General features: G+C 38.7%; 12 protein-coding genes. 6 read left to right on the top strand and 6 right to left on the bottom strand.

What is annotated here, in order from left to right; all coding sequences use genetic code 11:
• Positions 1-84: 84 nt before the first annotated feature.
• Positions 85-963, bottom strand: coding sequence for a hypothetical protein (locus CA265_04235; GenBank protein ARS38929.1), 879 nt, complete (start codon positions 961-963; stop codon positions 85-87).
• A 216-nt stretch (positions 964-1,179) separates the two neighbouring features.
• Between CA265_04235 and CA265_04230 the strand changes: the two genes are divergently transcribed.
• From CA265_04230 to CA265_04205, 6 genes are all read left to right on the top strand, one after another.
• Positions 1,180-1,944 carry a short-chain dehydrogenase gene (locus CA265_04230; GenBank protein ID ARS38928.1) on the top strand — a complete coding sequence of 255 codons (765 nt, stop codon included), beginning with the start codon at positions 1,180-1,182 and terminating at the stop codon, positions 1,942-1,944.
• A 14-nt stretch (positions 1,945-1,958) separates the two neighbouring features.
• Positions 1,959-3,179 (top strand): mandelate racemase, encoded by a 1,221-nt coding sequence (locus CA265_04225; protein ID ARS38927.1) that lies wholly within the window; start codon positions 1,959-1,961, stop codon positions 3,177-3,179.
• Between the two features lie 17 nt (positions 3,180-3,196).
• Positions 3,197-4,849: a sodium:solute symporter gene (locus CA265_04220; GenBank protein ARS38926.1), complete on the top strand. Its 1,653-nt coding sequence runs from the start codon at positions 3,197-3,199 to the stop codon at positions 4,847-4,849.
• Positions 4,850-4,934: 85 nt separating this feature from the next.
• A complete protein-coding gene (locus tag CA265_04215) occupies positions 4,935-6,275 on the top strand; it encodes a hypothetical protein (GenBank protein ARS38925.1) in 1,341 nt (446 codons plus the stop codon).
• A gap of 23 nt (positions 6,276-6,298) precedes the next feature.
• A complete protein-coding gene (locus CA265_04210) occupies positions 6,299-6,748 on the top strand; it encodes a hypothetical protein (protein ARS38924.1) in 450 nt (149 codons plus the stop codon).
• Positions 6,749-6,777: 29 nt separating this feature from the next.
• Positions 6,778-9,207: an alpha-L-fucosidase gene (locus CA265_04205; GenBank protein ARS38923.1), complete on the top strand. Its 2,430-nt coding sequence runs from the start codon at positions 6,778-6,780 to the stop codon at positions 9,205-9,207.
• A gap of 55 nt (positions 9,208-9,262) precedes the next feature.
• Here the strand turns inward: CA265_04205 and CA265_04200 are convergent, their stop codons facing one another.
• From CA265_04200 to CA265_04180, 5 genes are all read right to left on the bottom strand, one after another.
• A complete protein-coding gene (locus tag CA265_04200; GenBank protein ARS38922.1) occupies positions 9,263-9,943 on the bottom strand; it encodes a phosphonate ABC transporter ATP-binding protein in 681 nt (226 codons plus the stop codon).
• Between the two features lie 76 nt (positions 9,944-10,019).
• Entirely contained in the window at positions 10,020-12,440 is a 2,421-nt protein-coding gene (locus CA265_04195; protein ARS38921.1) for a hypothetical protein, read from the bottom strand.
• A 75-nt stretch (positions 12,441-12,515) separates the two neighbouring features.
• Positions 12,516-14,915, bottom strand: a complete 2,400-nt coding sequence (locus tag CA265_04190) for an ABC transporter permease (GenBank protein ID ARS38920.1) — start codon at positions 14,913-14,915, stop codon at positions 12,516-12,518.
• Positions 14,916-15,004: 89 nt separating this feature from the next.
• A complete protein-coding gene (locus tag CA265_04185; protein ID ARS38919.1) occupies positions 15,005-17,380 on the bottom strand; it encodes a hypothetical protein in 2,376 nt (791 codons plus the stop codon).
• A gap of 77 nt (positions 17,381-17,457) precedes the next feature.
• Positions 17,458-19,827 carry a cell division protein FtsX gene (locus CA265_04180; GenBank protein ARS38918.1) on the bottom strand — a complete coding sequence of 790 codons (2,370 nt, stop codon included), beginning with the start codon at positions 19,825-19,827 and terminating at the stop codon, positions 17,458-17,460.
• Between the last annotated feature and the right edge of the window lie 41 nt (positions 19,828-19,868).

The following is a 19,868-nucleotide window of genomic DNA, read 5'->3' as shown; positions in this document are numbered from 1 at the left end:
TGCAAATATAGGTTATAGAAAGATTAGTCTGTTTAAAGCAAGCCTTTTCCAGAGTTAATCTTCATTCAGCAAGTTTTTAACTGATCAATCTACAATTAACATTTTTTTATATTCTTTTGGGGTAACGCCTTTTGCCAGCTTAAAAAATTTGTTAAAATTAGAAAGACTGTTAAAGCCACATATGTAAGCCATTTCGCTTATTTGATGATCACTTTCGGCTATTAATTTACAGGCATGGCCAATTCTTACTTCGTTAACAAAGGTTACAAAAGTTTTCTGGGTACGGTTCTTAAAGTACCTGCAAAAAGCCTGCTTATTCATATTGGTCATCTCAGCAGCATCAACCAGCAATATCTCTTTATTAAAATTATCAAAAACATATTTCAAAATCTTGTCCATTCTATCATTATCTTTTAACTGATAGTTATTGGTATAACCCGGGCTGGCCAGTAAAACATAATCTTTGTTTTGACAAAGCAGGTTTAAAATTTCCAGCACCCCTATTAAACGGGTAATTTCTTCTGTGGCCCTGGCAATTTTTAACAACAAAGGTTTAATTTCCTTTCTGGCCGAAAGGTTAAATTTCATTCCACGTTTAGCCAGTTGAAAAAAGTTTTTAAGCTTTTGTATATTCTCTGGCTCATGGAAAATATCCATTATTTTTTCGGGGTGGACAAAAAGCGAAATTGAATGTGCATGGGTATCTGGTGTAGAATCGCTAAAATACTGTTGGCTATTGTGCCATACATGAGGTAAATTAGAACCTACAAAAATCAGGTCTTCGTTATTAAAATCTTCAATGCTATCACCAATCATGCGTCGCCCCTCACTCTCCACATTATAAGTGAGCTGGCATTCTTCATGAAAATGGAATTCGGTAGAAAAGTAAGGTGCGTCTACAACCTTTATGCCGTACACATCATTTACTTTCCCATCTAGTATTTTGGCGAAAATCGGTTTCATTTGATACAGGTTATTTTCTTGACCATCAGTTTGGCAATATGTCAGTTATTTGGTTAGGAGGAACTCATTTCTGATTTAGCATCCTAAATTACCAATAACGATAGACAAATTTAATAATTAAGCTAATATAACATCACTATTAGCAAATTATACCTCAGTTTATCTCTTTTTTCCTTAATAAATTAGCTATTACAAATACTAACCGAATTAATCAACATGCTTCATCATAAAATTATTATACTCACAGGAGGTGCCGATGGTATTGGCTGGGAATGTGCAAAAGCCTATTCAAAGGCTGGTGCTACTGTTTGTATCCTGGATAAAAACCCAATAGCCGAAAGCAAACTAAACGAGCTTGAAACCGCGCAAAAAATAGCCATAACCTGCAACCTGGTTAATGAAAATGAAGTGGCTGCTGCTTTTGAAACCATCATTCAAAAGTTTGGCAATATAGATGCCATCCATAATAATGCGGGGATTGCACATCCTTCAAAAACACTTGATCAAACCACAGATGCGGAGTGGGACTTGTTGATGAATGTTAACTTAAAGAGCATTTTATATACCACCCGTTATGGCATCGAGCAGCTAAAAAAAACAAAGGGTTGTATTTTAAATACCAGCTCGATGGTAGGTACTATCGGGCAGGACAATCATGCAGCCTACGTAGCCACAAAGGGCGCAATTAATGCCCTCACGAAGGCCATGGCCTTAGATTATGCACCGTACCAAATACGTGTAAATGCGGTTTCGCCTGCGGCGATTAATACCCCAACCTTACAGTTATGGAGCAAAGAACAACCGAACAAAGAAGAAATACAGCATTACTTAGATAAACTTCAACCTTTAGGTGGTATGCCGGCTGGCGACGTAATTGCAGATGCCTGCCTATTCTTACTGAGCGATGCAGCCAGATTTATAACAGGAACCATTTTACCGGTAAGCGGTGGCGCCGAATTGGGGTATAGAACCATCATATAATCCAGATTACGAACATGATAAATAAAATAGAAATTAGCGACAAACGATTTGAACTATCAACCGGTGCGGGCAGTGATGCCATCCACAAAGACCCTCAATACTCCTATGCAGTTACCAACTTAACCAACGAGAATGGCATTACAGGAACAGGATTAGCCTTTACGCTGGGCGCGGGGAACGATTTGGTTTGCAATGCTGCTCAGTTTTATGCCAATAAGCTAAAAGGACAGGATATTGAAGAATTGATGAGCGATTTTGGGCAGACTTTTCGCACCCTATCAAACGAACAGCAATTTAGATGGTTGGGGCCGCACAAAGGTGTTGTACATTTAGGCTTAGCTTCCGTAACCAATGCCTGTTACGATTTGTGGGCAAAAAAAAGAGGTGTACCACTATGGAAACTCCTGATTGATTTAAGTCCCGAAGAAATTGTAAATACCCTCGATCTCTCCTACCTGGAAGATGTACTCACTAAGGAAGAGGCGATAGCCATGCTGCAAAGCCAAACGGATTCAAAAAAATCGAGGGAAGGTATTCTCGATACCGGTTATCCAGGCTACGACACTTCTGTGGGCTGGTTTAATTACGATGATGAAAAAGTACGCGAAAACTGCAAAAAAGCTATTGCCAATGGTTTTACCGCAATGAAACTTAAAGTAGGATCAGCTGACCCCAAACGTGATATCAGAAGGGCAAACATTGTACGCGAAGTTGCCGGCGAAAGCTCAAAAGTAATGTTAGATGCCAACCAGCAATGGACCCTGCCACAAGCCATTTCAATATGTAATGAGCTTAAAAATATGAATCCTTTTTGGGTTGAAGAACCTACACACCCGGATGATGTATTGGCGCACCAGACTTTGGCCAGAGAAATTGCGCCCGTTAAACTGGCTTTAGGGGAACATGTACCCAACCGCATTATTTTTAAAAACTACCTGCAAACTGGCTGTACGGGTTTTGCCCAGGTAGATGCCGTGCGTGTAGGCGGTGTTAGTGAGTTCATCACGATTAGTCTGTTATGTAAAAAATTTGGCGTACCCGTAGTACCCCACGTTGGCGACATGGGACAATTACATCAGCATCTGGTACTTTTTAACCACATTGCTATGGGGCACGAAGCTTTATTTCTGGAACATATCCCCCATTTAAAACAACATTTTAAACATCCGATTAAAATTGAAAAGGGCGTTTACATTACCCCGCAAGAGGCAGGAAGTAGCTGTGATTTAAAATAACCAAAATCTAACCAAATATGATCAGTACAACCGATATTGTAATTACCATTGCCTATATACTTTTTATTGTAACCATAGGTTTATGGACCGGAACGCGAAAAAAGAAAAACGAAGAAACCACCAGTGGTGAATATTTTTTGGCAGGCAAAACCTTGAAATGGCCTATGATTGGTCTGGCATTATTTGCAACAAACATTTCGTGCCTCCATTTGGTAAGTTTGGCACAGAGTGGATTTGACAGCGGGCTTTTAAATGGCAATTTTGAATGGATGGCGGCCTTTACCCTCATTCTTTTAGCCTTGTTATTTATTCCTTTTTATATCCGTTCGGGCATTTCTACTTTACCTGATTTTTTAGAACGAAGATATAACCGCGCCTGCAGAGATTGGCTGGCATTCATCTCCATTCTATCGGCCATCATTATTCACATTGCCTTTTCTTTTTTAGCAGGTGGTATCGTACTCGAAACCCTATTTGGCATCGACATGTATGTAAGCATAGTGGTAATCGCCTTACTAACCGGACTATATACGATTATAGGTGGCTTAAGGGCTGTAGTCGTTACCGAAACCATACAAAGCTTGGTGCTCATTACCGGCGCCATTATCATTACCTATTTTGCCTGGAATAAAGTTGGCGGCTGGGATCATATGACGGCGATACTACAGAAAGAAAATGCCATGGATAAACTCAGTATGATACGCCCGATTGGCGATAAAAGCGGAATGAGCTGGATAGCCGTATTTTTAGGCTATCCCGTTTTGGGTATCTGGTATTGGTGCGCCGATCAAACTATTGTGCAGCGTGTTTTAGGTGCAAAAGACGAAAACCATGCCCGTGTAGGCTCGTTATTTTGTGGCTTTATCAAAATTTTACCGGTATTTATTTTCGTGCTTCCTGGTTTATTTGCCTATATCTTATATAAATCGGGCACGATGGATTTATCGAGTTTACAAACTGTTGGTAGTAACGGTGAAACCGTATTAAACACCAAAGGCATTTATACTTTAATGATTACCCAGCTTTTGCCAAAAGGATTGGTAGGTATTTTGGTGGCCGCATTATTATCAGGTTTAATGAGTCAAATTGCAGGTGCCTTAAATTCTATCGCTACGCTAAGCAGTTATGATTTATATAAAAGATTTAAACCCGAAACCAGCGATAAAAAATTAGTGAGCGTAGGTCGTTGGTCGGCGGGTATTGCCTTAACCGTTTCAATAGGCCTGTTGCCGTTACTAAATAGCTACGAAAGTCTTTTCAATGGCATCAACGATGTAATCGCACATATTGCCCCTCCCATCACCTGCGTGTTCTTATTGGGCGTATTCTGGAAAAAAGCATCTGCAAAAGGGGCGCAATATACTTTACTGCTGGGCTCCATTATTGGCGCTGGTGTTTTTGTGGTAAACAAAGTTTATGGAACAGAAACGATAATTGGTCAAATCCCCTTCATGATGATGGCTTTTTACCTGTTCTGCATCTGTGTGTTGATCCAGGTGGTATTTTCTCACATCTATCCGGTGAAACACACCGCTCAAAGTGAAACCTTGTATTGGACCTCTATTTGGGAACCGCTGAAAAGCAAAGGCTGGAGCGGTATTGGAAACTACAAATTTCTATCGGTGCTTTTATTGGCCATAATGGGTGTCTTGTATGTTTATTTTAAATAATGTGTACATTAATTAGGAAAAACTATAGCACCATAAGTAAATCAAACTAGGCAGTTAATAAATAACATTTAAAAAAATTAAATATATGATACAATTCAAATATCCCTTACCCTACAAAATCATTAACCGTATCACTTTAGTATGCGTTTTAGCCTTTACAATGGCTTTACAGGTTGCTGCGCAATCCAAAAATAATAAACCGTCGCCAATAAACGATTTTATGGATAAACGCTTCGGCATGTTTATTCACTGGGGGCCGGTAAGTTTACGCGGCACCGAAATTGGCTGGAGCCGTGGTGAGCAGGTTCCAACGGAAGATTATGACAATCTTTATAAAGAATTCAATCCGGTTCTGTTTGACGCCGATGCAATTGTAAAAACAGCAAAAGATGCCGGAATGAAATACCTCACCATTACCGCTCGTCATCACGATGGGTTCTGTTTATGGCCAACAGCCTATACCGACTTTAACATCACCAACACACCATACAAGAAAGATATTGTTGGCGCATTAAATGAAGCCTGTAAAAAACAGGGGATTAAATTCTGTATTTATTACTCGGTATTAGACTGGCACCATCCTGATTACCCAATCCACTCGCCAAAAAACCAAACGATTGATCCCAAATCAGACATGAGCCGTTATGTGGTGTATATGAAAAACCAGTTAAAAGAACTCATTACCAAATATGATCCTTATATGCTCTGGTTTGATGGGCAATGGGAAAAACCCTGGACAGACGAAATGGGTAAAGACCTGTATGCCTATCTCAAAAATTTAAAACCAACCATCATTATCAATAACCGATTGGGAAAAGAGTTTGCCGCATTGGAGAATAAAAACATTGATGTTTCTAAAATGATAGGTGATTACGACACGCCTGAACAAGTAGTAGGAAAATTAAATATGCAAATGCCCTGGGAAAGCTGTTTTACGATTTGTAACCAATGGGCCTGGAAAGCAAATGATAAAATGAAACCCTTAAAACAGTGCCTCGAGATTATTTCGAAAACGGCAGGTGGCAATGGCAATCTTTTATTAAATGTTGGTCCGATGCCAGATGGTAGAATTGAAGCCCGCCAGATAGAACGTTTAAAAGAAATTGGCGATTGGTTAAAAACCAATGGCGAAGCCATTTATGGTACTTTAGGTGGCCCCTACCAGCCTAATGGTGAATATGCTACCACCAGAAAAGGAAATAAAATCTACCTGCATGTATTAAATTCCAGCCTGACTAAGCTTAGTTTAAAAACTATCCCAGGTTTAAAAGTTAAAAAAGCGTACCTGTTAGATAAACAACCTGTTAATGTAGTGCATAAGGATGATATTTCAGTGCAGCTTCCTGCTAACCAGGCCAGCCAGTCAGATTATATTGTGGTGCTGGAATTAAACGGAAACACCGAAAATATTCCAATTGTTAAATAAACCGATATTTAAAAAAGGCAAATATGAAAATTTTAAAAGCAATGTATTTCCTGGCATTAGCCTTCGTGCTAATGGCCTCCGCCTGTAACCCACCTGCAAAAAATGATAGCAAATCATCAAATACAGCAAACAAAGTATTACGTTATGGCAGTATTACAGGACTGAAACCCGAAAAAATGGCTTATTACAAAAAGTTACATACAGCAGCCTGGCCAGGGGTATTAAAAAAAATAACCGAATGCAACATTCATAATTATTCCATTTATTTAAAAGAAATTGAAGGCAAACCATATCTTTTTAGCTACTTCGAATATACCGGAACTGATTTTGCTGCCGACATGAAAAAGATGGCAGCTGACACCACTACGCAACGCTGGTGGAAAGAAACTGCACCAAGTCAAATCCCTTTGCCCGATGCCGCCGCAAAAGGTGAAACCTGGAGTGCTATGGAAGAGGTTTTTCACCATGATTAATCTTACAATAAATAGCTCAATAACTACTTATGATAAAGAAAATACTACCCTTCCTGCTTTTGCTGCTGATCATATTTAGCTCAAAAAAAGTGTTATCCCAGTCGAACCAGCATGACAAAATCTGGTATACCAGTCCTGCTAACGCGAGTACAAAAGACAATCCAAATGGCTGGAAAAGTGATCCTGAATGGTTAAAGGCACTGCCAATTGGCAATGGGTTTTTAGGGGCAATGGTATTCGGAGATGTAAACCAGGAACGAATACAACTTAACGAAAAATCTTTATGGAGCGGGAGTCCGCAGGATAGTGATAACCCGGAAGCAGCAAAATACATCCCCGAAATAAGAAATCTCCTTTTCGCAGGAAAATATAAGGAAGCCGCAGCATTGACCAACAAAACCCAGGTATGCAAGGGTAAAGGCTCTGGACAGGGAAATGGTGCAAATGTACCTTTTGGCTGCTACCAAACACTGGGTGATTTATGGCTGGATTTTGGAAAAAAATCTACTTTTAAGAATTATTACCGCGAACTAGACCTGATTACGGGGGTAGCATTAACCAGATACGAGCAAGATGGCGTTAAATACAAGAGAGAAGTTTTCTCGAGTTATCCCGATCGGGCTTTGGTGATTAGGCTAACGGCCGACAAACCTAATGCTTTATCCTTTTCATTATCGCTAAACAGGCCCGAAAGATTTAATACCGTGGCCAAAAACGGTCGTTTAATAATGAGCGGGATTTTAAATAACGGTAAAGATGGTGATGGAATGCGCTACAAAGCTTATGCTATACCACAACTTACAGGCGGAACAATAAAAATCAACGGAAATTCCTTACAGGTAACCAAAGCCACTTCGGTTACCATCATATTAACGGCCGCTACAAATTACCATTTGCATTATCCGGATTATACCAATGCGAATTTTGAAAGTGAATTAAATGTTATAACCCAAAAAGCAGCTGCCAAAAATTATGAATTATTACGCAAAAGGCATGTAGCAGATTTTTCATCTTTTACAAAAAGATCCTCTTTAACGTTAAATAACAGTACGAATAATCTTCCTACAAATGAGTTGATGACCAAAAATGTACAAAGCCAAAATGAATCGGCTCTTTATGGTCTTTACTATCAATATGGACGCTATCTTTTATTATCATCATCGCGCAAAGGAAGCCTGCCTGCCAATTTGCAGGGTATTTGGGCCAATCAGATACAAACGCCATGGAATGGCGATTACCATACCGATATTAATGTTCAGATGAATTACTGGCCAGCAGAAGTAACTAACCTTTCCGAATGCCAGGAGCAGCTGGTTGATCTGGTTTCGTCACTTTTAGAACCAGGCAAGCGTACTGCGAAAATCCAATACCAAATGAATGGCTGGGTATTACATCCCATTACAAATGTTTGGGGTTATACTTCTCCGGGAGAACATCCCAGCTGGGGCATGCATGTAGGCGGTGGTGGATGGATCTGTCAGCATTTGTGGGAACATTATGCCTTTACGAAGGATAAAAATTATTTAACTAAGGTATTTCCTATCCTCAAAGAAGCAAGCAAATTTTACTTAGACTGGCTGGTAAAAGATCCAAAAACAGGTAAATTGGTATCAGGTCCATCTCCATCGCCAGAAAATTCATTTTTAGCACCTGATGGTGCCAAAGTTCAGATCAGTATGGGGCCTACCCACGATCAGGAGGTGATTTACGAATTATTTAGCAATACATTAAAAGCAGCCAATATCTTAAAAAATGATGATGCTGAATTTATAAAAAAGCTGGATGATGCCAGACTAAATCTCGCCGGCCCGAAAATAGCTTCGGATGGAAGATTAATGGAATGGGCAGATGAATTTAAAGAGCTGGAAGTACAGCATCGCCATTTATCGCACTTGTATGCACTCTACCCTGGCAACCAGATTACGAAAGATAAAACACCTGAATTGGCAGAGGCGGTAAAAAAATCGTTGGAAGTTAGAGGTGATGCTGGTGTAGGATGGACATACGCCTGGAAAATTGCACTGTGGGCAAGATTAAATGACGGTAACCGTGCATTTAAAATACTAAACGCTCAATTGCGGCCAACGGATGATACCGATACCAAATACAGTGCAGGTGGTGGAAGTTATCATAACCTTTTTGATGCCTGCCCTCCTTTTCAGATAGATGGAAATTTTGGTGTAATTGCTGGTATAACTGAAATGTTGATGCAAAGCCATGAAGATTTTATAGCGCTATTACCCGCATTACCAAGCCAGTGGAAAGATGGCCATATAAAAGGCCTGGTTGCCAGAGGTGGTTTTGTGATCGATATGCAATGGCACAACAACAGTATTTCTACAATTACTATCGTTGCGAAAAACGGTGGTGAATGTTTAATCCGTTATCAAAATAAAACAGCAAAACTGCAAACCAAGGCCGGTGGGGTTTATAAACTTGCGCTTTCAGATTTTAAATAATTTTAATAAAAAATCGGGATGCGTTTAAATGCACATCCCGATTTTTTCATTTAGTTTAGGCTACCGCTACGTCTTCTTTTACTACACCATCGGCAATGTGCAAAATCCTGTTTCCATATTGCGCATTTTTTTCGGAGTGCGTAACCTGAATAATGGTAATGCCATCTTCCTGATTTAACTTTTTAAACAGGGTCATGATCTCATCTGCCTGCGCCGATTGGAGGTTACCGGTTGGCTCGTCTGCTAAAATAATGGATGGTTGCGCGGCCAATGCCCTTGCAATACCAACCAATTGCTGTTGCCCGCCCGAAAGTTGATTCGGGAATAAATCTTTTTTGGCCACAATATTAAAACGGTCTAACAGGTCGGCAATTCTACTGGCCCGCTCGGCGCTACCCACTTTTTTATATAGTAGCGGGGCTTCAATATTTTCGTAAACGGTCATTTCATCAATCAAGTGGTAAGCCTGAAAAACAAAACCAATGTGATTTCGGTAAAGTTCAATGCGTTTGCGCTCATTTAACGAGGTTACATTCTCTCCCAGAAATTCATACGAACCATAAGTTGGCTCTTCAAGCATGCCAATAATATTAAGCAAAGTAGATTTCCCCGCACCCGATGGGCCCATAATGGAAACAAATTCACCTTGTTTAATACTGGTGGTAACTAAACGCAACACATAATTTTTAATGCCTTTGTTTGCGTAATATTTTTCGATGTTATTAAGTTGTATCATATTTTTTAGGGTTTGGCGTATAGCGGTTGGGGGTTAGCGATAAATCTACACTAAGCGCCAAACGCTACACGCCAGTTTATTCATATTTAAGTGCATGTACCGGGTTGCCATTGGCTGCTTTTCTCGCCTGAATACTAACGGTTAATGCCGAGATCACTACTGAAACCATGGTGGCCATCAAAAATGGATAAACCGGCATATCAATTCTATAGGCAAAACCATCGAGCCATTTTTTAATTAAAATATAGGCTATCGGCCAGCTGATTAAATTGGCTACAGTAACCAAAATTAAAAACGATTTATTTAAAAGATTTACAATCTGAATATTAGATGCGCCCAAAATTTTTCTTACCGCAATTTCCTTAGTACGGCGTTTGGCAATGAATGTGGATAGGGCGAACAAACCTAGTAAGGACAGTGAAACAGAAACTGCACTAAACAGGATAATCATTTGCATAAAGCGGTTATTTTCTTCCAGGATGTTCGAAAAAGCTTCATCCATCGATTGGTAGCGAAAAGAAAAATCTGGATAGCTTTTTTTCCACTCCGCCGCGATATTATCGATAATTCCTTTATAGTTTTTCGTATCGAAACGTACCAACATATTGTTTGTATTGGATGTTCCGCCTAAGCTGGTTACTTTGTAAACCGTTGGCAATACCGTTTTGTCAAAACCCTCATTGTGGTAATTTTTGATCACGCCGACCACCTGAAAAGTAATCATCTTACCTTCATAATCTACTTTTGCATAAGTTTGGCCAACCATGTTTTTACCTAGTAAATTTGCTGCAGCTTCGTTAAGTATAACTGAGTTAATGGTATCTTGCTTATATTCTTTAGAAAATAATCGCCCCGAAATTAACTTAACCCCCAGGGTTTGTAAGGCATCCATTGTAACCGTTACTCCATTAAGATTAATGTTGTTGCCTTTATAAATGATTTCGCTTTTATTATTAAAGGCATTTCCCATTACCTGGGTTGTGGTAGATACGTATTGGACACCTGGAATACGTTTAATCTTCTCCGCAAAATTTTGGTCGTAACCTGTTTGAAGGTTAATCAATTTATCGCGGTCAAAACCTAAATCTTTCTGGCTAATGTATCTGGTTTGCATCTGCATTACCCCTATCGCGATAATAAAAGTTACAGAAATGACAAACTGAAAGACAACAAGCACATTACGCAGGGCGAGCCCCTTAAAACTACTCCCGTAATTGCCTTTAAGAACTGCAACGGGATCATAATTAGATAATATCCATGCGGGATAAAAGCCTGCCAAAAGTGTTACCAAAGCAAAAAGCCCTAAAAGCTGCATGCTTAAACCAAGCAAATGATCATTGTGCCAAAAACTTAATTCAACATTAAACTGATGATTAAATGTCGGTAACAAAACCTCTATTAAAATAATGCTTAAAAATAATGAGATCATGCTTTGTAGTGCAGATTCGATTAAGAATTGAGATATCAACTGTTTTTTATATGAACCTAATACTTTTCTTACACCAACCTCTTTAGCTCTTTGAACCGATTGTGCTGTGGCCAGATTCACAAAATTGATAATAGATACCAACAGCAAAAAAATAGAAATCCCGATTACAGGCTTCAACTTGCTTAACCAATCAATAGCAAATGGAGGATTCGCATGAACATCTTTTAATGCAATAGCTTTAAGTCCCGGTTTTTTCCCGTTTTTGTAAACATCTTCAAAATTGATTTTTTGCTCGGCAAATGATTTTTTCTTAAAGTCTAAATATACCTTTTGCAAAGTACTATTTGCAGTAAGCGTATCTATTCTGTTAGCCGATTTTGCATACACCTGGTTATAATGCGAACTACCCGGCTGATCGGGATCATGATCCTGATCTCCTGTATGACTTATTCCATTAAAAGTTACACTTTCAGGGGTATTAACATCAGCAACCACTCCGGTAATTTTCAAGGCTGTGCCCTTGTCATCCCGCCACCTCACCAATTTAAACTCTTTCCCTAAAACACGGTCCGTACCATAAAGTTTAATGGCCAAACTTTGCTTTAAAACTACCGTATTCGGTTCTTTCAGGGCGTTTTCTCTATTTCCCTGAATAAATTTATAAGGAAAAACATCAAAAAATGCAGAGTCGGCATCTTTAATTGATTTTACAATAATTGGATCAGCATGGGCTAACTTGACTGAAAACCCGTTTCCCCACTCAGAATCGACCTTTGTGATGGCACTAAATTGTGGTGCCTTTTCTTTAATTAAGGCTGCAACACGCGAATTGCTGATTTCCTGCCAATGATCCTGATTATCGGGCGTAAAAAAATCATGTTTCTCTCTGATCTGATAAACGTTCTGCAGATCAGGCGACCAGGTATCATAACTTTCTTCGTGATTGATATATAAGAGCATCAATACAAAAGCGGTTAAGCCAATAGCCAAACCACCAATATTTATGGCTGCATAAACTTTGTTTCTAAGTAAGTTTCGCAATGCGATTTTTAAGTTGAGCTGGAACATAAGGTGTAAGGTTTAGCGGAGAGCGGTTGGCATTAGCGATAAATCTACGCTAAGCGCCAATGGCTAAACGCCAGTTTATTCATATTTAAGTGCATCAATCGTATTTGCAGCTGCTGCTTTATAAGAGCGGATACTGACGGTAACCAAAGTAATTGCCATCGAAATCAGCATGGCGAGCGCAAAAGGCCAGATGCTGATGTCGATCCGATAGGCAAAACCGGATAACCATTTCGAAATAAACAGGTACGCAAGCGGCCATGCCACCAGGTTGGCAATAAAAACCATTAAAAGGAACGATCCATTAAGCATCCTAACCAATTCGATGGTCGAAGCGCCTAGAACTTTTCTAATGGCCACTTCTTTAGTGCGTTGTGCCGCAACAAATGATATTAAACCAAATAAACCAATAAAGGAAATAAAGATAATTACCCCCACAAACACTTTAAACAGGGCGCCCATTATTTTTTCCGTTTGATAATATTCACTTATTTTATCATCCATAAAAGTAGCGCCGTATACATACTCAGGCAGTACATTGTTCCAGGTATTTTCTATGGCCTTCATGGCAGGTAAAATAAGTTTACTATCGAGCTTTACCGCTATCGTGTTATACGATTCCTTATCGCTACTGATCAAAATCGGAGAAATGGGCTCATGCAGGCTCATGTTGTTAAAATCTTTAACCACACCGATAATATTGCCTATTTTACCATGAACCCGAATGGGTTTACCAATCGCATCATTGTAGTTAACCACATTGAGTTTTTTTAATATGGTTTCGTTGACTACGAATTCTTTGAGTGTATCACTTTTAGATAAACCTTTCCCGGCAATAATTTCTAAACCAAATGTTTTAAAATAATTTTCGTCACCGGTTTTGGTATTGGCCTGAAAAGTTGATTGTACTGTTCCATTATACCTGAAATTACTTTCATTATTAAAATCGGAAGATGGTGCTGCACTGCAATAACTGCTTGATATTACACCTGGAATTTTACTGATCCGATCTTGCAAAGTATGGTACCGGGTAATGGCGATGCTATCAAAAGGGACATCAATTAGGGCTACTGCTGTAGGGATAAAACCAAGAGGTTTCTCCCGCATATAACTCATTTGCCTTAATACAACCAAAGTGCCTATAATGAGTATAATGGTGATGGCAAATTGTACCACCACGAGAACTTTCCGCAAACTTAAACCTGCAGCGTTTGCTGTGATTTTATTTTTAATGGCTAATGCGGGACTATAACCAGACATCACCATTGCAGGATAAAAACCGGCTAAAAAGCTTACGACTAACACCAAAGCCACCATAAATATCAATATGATCGGGTGTTCGATTATACTAAATGAAATATGGTCCTTAAAGAGGCTTTGCATCCCGGGCAAGGCCGCTTCTGTTAAAACACATCCTACCAATAACGATATGACTGTTATTGTTAATGTTTCGGTTAGAAACTGTACAATTAACTGCCTGCGCAAACTGCCCATCACTTTACGTACACCAACTTCTTTCCCTCTGCTTACCGCCTGTGCAGTAGCAAGGTTTATGAAATTGATACATGCAGTTAACAACAAAAAAGCACCAATTATGGCCAGGCCATAAAGTTCTTTCTTTGGCATTACTTTATTTGCAAAATTGCCCAGGTCTGCATTGTAATGAATATCTCTCAGTGGCTGAAAACGATGCCCTTCTTTCGAAACAGCATCTTTTTGATAATATTTAGTGATAAACTGAGGGAGGTTTTTACTTGCATCATCAATAGAAACACCTTCCTTTAATAAAACGTAACATTCGGAATTAGAAGAAACTGTACCCCAATTGGTAGACTCTGGTCTTGCCTGATTCAGATATGTTTTATAAGAGATGACTACCTTCAGCGGAAAAGAGCTATTATCGGGGGTTTTGGCTATAATGCCAGTAACTTTAAGGTTTTCTTTATTTCGAAAATTAATACTTTGCCCTACTGCCTTATGCCAATCTCCAAAAAGTTTATCGGCCATATCATCTGATAAAACAACAGTATTAGGCTGGCTCAGCGACTGGCGTGGATTCCCTTCGAGCCATTTAAAGCTTAAAATCTCAAAAAAATCGGGCTCAGCATAATGCACACTTTCAGAAGTTTTAATTCTTTCTTTTCCCGATTCATCTTTCACTTTAATGATCCCTCCACCTGCCTGAATTGCAGCAACTTTATCAAATTGTTGTTTAAAATCATTGCGCATAGCTGCCGGAAGAGGTCTGGGCGTACCTGGAGATTCGAAAAAATTATCAGGGGTAGTCCAGCCACTTATGACGCGATATATGCGCCCCTCATTTTTAAAGTTTTCGTCAAAACTTAACTGGTAACGGATAAAAATAAAAATGAGGATACAACTCGCCATACCTATTGATAGGCCAAGAATGTTAATCAAGGTATAACCCTTGTTTTTCCAGAGATTTCGCCAGGCGATTTTTAAATTGAGTTTAAACATAAGGTGTAGGGTTTAGGGTGTAGGATTTAGGGTTTAGGGGCTGGGCGTTAACCTTACGCCTTACGCCTTATACCTTAAACCTTACGCCGTTATTCATATTTAAGGGCATCAACAGGGTTTGCTTTAACTGCGCTATTCGCCTGGATACTTACGGTGATAATGGTTAATAAAATGGTTAATGCAGCACTGATTAAAAAAGGAAAAAGTGGCAGATCTATTCGATATGCAAAGGTTTCGAGCCACTTTTTAGTTAATATGTATGCCAGTGGCCAGGAAATAATATTAGCGATTAGAACCATTACAAAAAATGAACTATTGATGAGTTTAAAAATCTGTAAATGACTTGCGCCAAGAATTTTCCTTACTGCAATTTCTTTAATCCTACCTGTCGTAATGTACTTTGCAAAAGCAAACAAGCCTAGTATTGCAATAAAAATGGTGAGTATAGCCGCAGCAAAAAATACAGATTGTAATTGTTCTTGTTTTTTAAAGAGTTTGCCATACATTTCATCCAGAAACTGATAGCGGAAATTATCTCCATCCAGTTTGTTAATCGCCGGCCATTGCGATTTTAGGGTGCTCAGCACATCAGCCATATTGTGCTCGGCGATCTTAATCATAATTTCAGTCTTCGGATTTCCACAAGGATCATTTATTGCATAAATGGTTGGCTCTACTGCTTTCTCAAATCCCAGCGCTTTAAAATCTTTTATCACGCCTACAATTTTATATTCTTTATTCTGGCAACCTTTTATGGTTTTACCCAGCGGGTTGGTTAGTCCATACTTGGCTACTGCGGCCTCATTCAGTATAGCAGCGTTTGCAGTATCGGTTTTAAATTCCCGGGAGAATGTTCTGCCTTCTTTAATCTTGATATCTAAGGTTTCGAAATAATCAAAATCTACATCAGTAAAACTTAAACTTTGTTCTTTCCCATCAACCGTATATTTATTTTTCCCACTGTCGGAGCCATCAGGCAAGGCATTGGCAACGGTAACAGACTTTACGCCCGGAATTTTAGAAATTCGATTTCGTATCGGCTCAAATTTACTTGGCGCAACGAAATAAGCCAGGTTTTTAATGTAAACGACTTGCTCAGGCTTGAAACCAACATCCTGTGTACGCATGTATTTCAGTTGAGAATTAATGATGAGCAAACCAATAACAAAAATTACGGCTACACTAAACTGAACCACCAACAGGCTGTTACGCAACCAATAGCTCTGTTTGCTGGTTTGAAAATTACCTTTTAAAACCAGGGCAGGCTTAAATCCTGATAAGACCATGGCAGGATAAATACCCGCGATTAGTGTAATAAAAATTAAGATAAGTGGCAGCTGCCAAAACAAGGCATTATGGGATGTCCAAATAGTTAAATTTATGGTAAACAGGTTATTAAATTTTGGCAGGATGATTTCTGCTATGATCAAACCTAAAATGGTGGCTACGAAACACTGGATCAGTATTTCTGATAAAAACTGAAAGGCAAGCTGAAAGCGGTAAGCGCCCATTACTTTTTTAACACCTACTTCTTTTGCCCGTTTGGTCGCCTGTGCTATACTCAGATTGGTAAAATTGATACAGGCAATTACTAATATTAAAATACCTAAAACCGATAAAGCCATTAGCACTTTATAGTTGGCATCGCTACCTGCTTTTGGTCTAAGGTGCTGGTTTTTTAAAGGATCAAGAAAGGTTTTGGTCTTTTTAAAAGATTCATTGTTTGGATCAGCTCCGTCTTTGAGCATTTCCTTTTTGTAAAGTGCATTTATTTTGGCTTCCAGCGCCTGAACATCTGTTCCTGGTTTTACCTGGATATAGGTAGTATAGTTGTTATACCCATAGTTTTCGCCTGTCCCAACTTCTTTCATCAATGAAATGGCATCGAAAGAAATATTAGATTGCGGATTGGCAAAAATACTTCCGCTCAGTTTACCTGTTATATTAGCAGATTTACTCCCAATCCAAACCATTTCAGGCTGACCGTTTTTATTACGAGGGAAAAGCGTTTTATAATTTTCGTTACTGAGGTAAAACAGATTTTCGGTGGTACTTTCTGGCTGGGTTAAACCGTTACTGGGTTTCAAATTAAACATTTTTGCAGCAGCATAATCGAGATAGAGGCATTTACTTAAAAAAACCACGCCATTATTGCTGGTAACAGGAAACTCAAAGTAACTTAATTTCATGGTACCAACTGCAAGTACTTCTGGCATTTCTGCCTTAATGGCTTTCCCCAACGGTGGCGGAGTATTATTGGTCTTAAAATCAGGCAACTGCCTGCCTACGACGTAAATTTCGTTATAATGAGGGTTTTCCCTGTCAAAACCTGTTTCATAGGTAAAATACATCGTAACCAAAATAAAAGCAGCTAAAGCGATAGCCAAACCACCTACGTTAATAGCGGTTATGGTTTTATTTCTCCAAAGGTTACGTAAAGCGATTTTTAAGTTTAATCTGAACATAAGGTGTAAGGTTTGAGGTATAGGGTATAAGGTCTGGGCGTTTTAACCTTACGCCCTCAACCTTTTAACCTTATACCTTATTCATATTTTAACGCATCAATAGGATTGGCTTTTGCCACTTTAACCGACTGGGCACTAACGGTTAGTATGGCAATGATTACCGACAAAGCAATTGCTACAATAAAAGGTAATGCAGATATAGAGACGCGGTACTCGAAAGCCGAAAGCCATTTATTTATAATGATATAGGCTAAGGGAAACGCTATAAGATTGGCAATGGCCACCAGTTTTATAAAATCTTTATTCAGCAACACGAGGATATTGCCCGTGCTGGCACCCAAAACCTTACGGATACTGATTTCCTTTTTGCGTTGTTCTGCCATAAAAAGCGCCAGGCCTAATAATCCTAAACAAGAAATGAAAATGGCGAAACCACCAAACCAGTTTGAAAGCGTACCTAAAAGTTTTTCATTTTTAAATTTTACTTCAAATGATTCGTTCACAAATTTGCGGTTAACCGGATAATTAGGTTCCATTTGTTTTACTAAATCGTCAATTTTAGCCAATGATGAACTGATGTTTTGATTTGGGTTTAACCGCGCAATGATAACCCTCGCATCATCCCTTCCATTTGACCTAAAAATCATTGGGGATACTCTTTGGTAAACACTTTCTACAACAAAGTCTTGTACAATACCAACTATATTTAGTTTTTTACCCCAGAAAGTAATCTGCTTACCGACCGGATTTTTTAATCCCATCATTCTCACTGCCGCTTCATTTAACAATATGCTGGTTGTATCATTTGGAAATTTCGCAGAAAACTCTCTACCACTTACTAGCTTGGTTCCAATGGTTTCAACAAAATCATATCCTATTGCTCTATGATTAAAAGAAATTTTCTCATTCGGATTTTTACCTTCCCATTCTACACCGGTTGTATTATCCCCACCTTCAGTAAAATCTGTGCTAAAAGAAGTAACATGAGTGGTTGCACCAGCGGCTATAAGTTGTGTTTTAAGCAATTCTAGCTTGGCAGCATCGTTCATTTTGCCTACTACTGCTATTTGAATTAAATTGGATTGATCATAACCAATAGGTTTGTTTTTAACATAGTTAAGTTGCTGATAAATTACTGCGGTACAAATAATTAAACCAGCAGCAAAAACGAATTGGCCAACCACCAATACTTTCCTCACCGAAGCGGATGAATCTGTTTTAAGGGTGAAACCTTTTAACACTTTAATCGGCTCGAAAGAAGATAAATAAAGTGCCGGATAACTACCTGCCACAAATCCGGTTAAAACCATTAGCCCCATAAGCGTTAACCAAAATGGGCCATTATGATAATCGATTGTTAATTTAATATCCAACAAATTATTAAAATATGGTAAACTAACCTCAATTAAGATAAAAGCTAAAACGGTGGCGATAAATGTGATGAGCAGGGATTCTAAAAAAAACTGACTAATTAACGATTTGCGTGTTGATCCAATTGCTTTACGAACGCCAACTTCTTTTGCCCTACGTTCTGATCGTGCAGTAGATAAATTCATAAAATTTACGCAGGCAATTAATAAGATGCAAAAGGCCAGCAATAAAAATATTTTGAGCTGATCTATTTTTCCACCTACCGATTTACCATTTACAAAATCATCATAAAGATGCCATTTAGACAAAGGATGCAATAAAGCTACTGCCGAATTATCTTTTTGATTGCGTTTGTAAATACCATACATCAGATCATTTGCAGTTGTGAAAAAGTTATTGTCCTTTAACTGAACGAGTGTTAAACACATGTTATTCCCCCAATTGTCTTCCTTAGCCCAGGTTTCCCGTTTTTCGAACAACGCCCAGGGCATAATACATTCAAAAATTAAGCTGCTATTTGCAGGAGCATCTTCTATTACGGCTTCTACTTTTAATACTTCTTCGTTTTCGAGCTTTACTGTTTTATTAATAGGATCTTCATTTCCGAATAATTTTTTCGCAAAAGACCTGGTTAGAATAATGGTATTTACATCTTTTAAAACGGTGGCCGAATTACCTTCAAGAAATTTATAATCCAATATTTTAATAAAATTCTGATCGGCAAATACGGCATTGCTATTTATCTTATGATCTGCAACGGTAATGAGTTGTTTCCTTGGATAAGTGGTGTGAGCGGCATATTTAACTCCAGGGATTTTTTCCTGAACTTCTTTAGCCATCACATTTGGTGTCCATGCCCAGCTAAAAGTTTTACCACTAGCCTTCATATTTTGATAAACTACATAAGTTTTATCATGATTGGAAAATTGTTTATCGTAGCTCCACTCGTAAGCAACATATAATAACAAAATCATACAGCTGGCCAAACCAATGGCTAATCCACCGATATTAATCAGGGAGAAACCTTTGTTTTTCCAGAGGTTTCGCAAAGCTATTTTTAAGTTTAATCTGAACATATTTTTATTGTTTGGCGATAGGTGTTTGGCGTATGGCGTTC

Source organism: Sphingobacteriaceae bacterium GW460-11-11-14-LB5 (assembly GCA_002151545.1).
In the GTDB taxonomy this organism is placed as follows: domain Bacteria; phylum Bacteroidota; class Bacteroidia; order Sphingobacteriales; family Sphingobacteriaceae; genus Pedobacter.
Note: the sequence above shows the minus strand (reverse complement) of the source record. Positions and strands in the feature narration are given on the sequence as shown.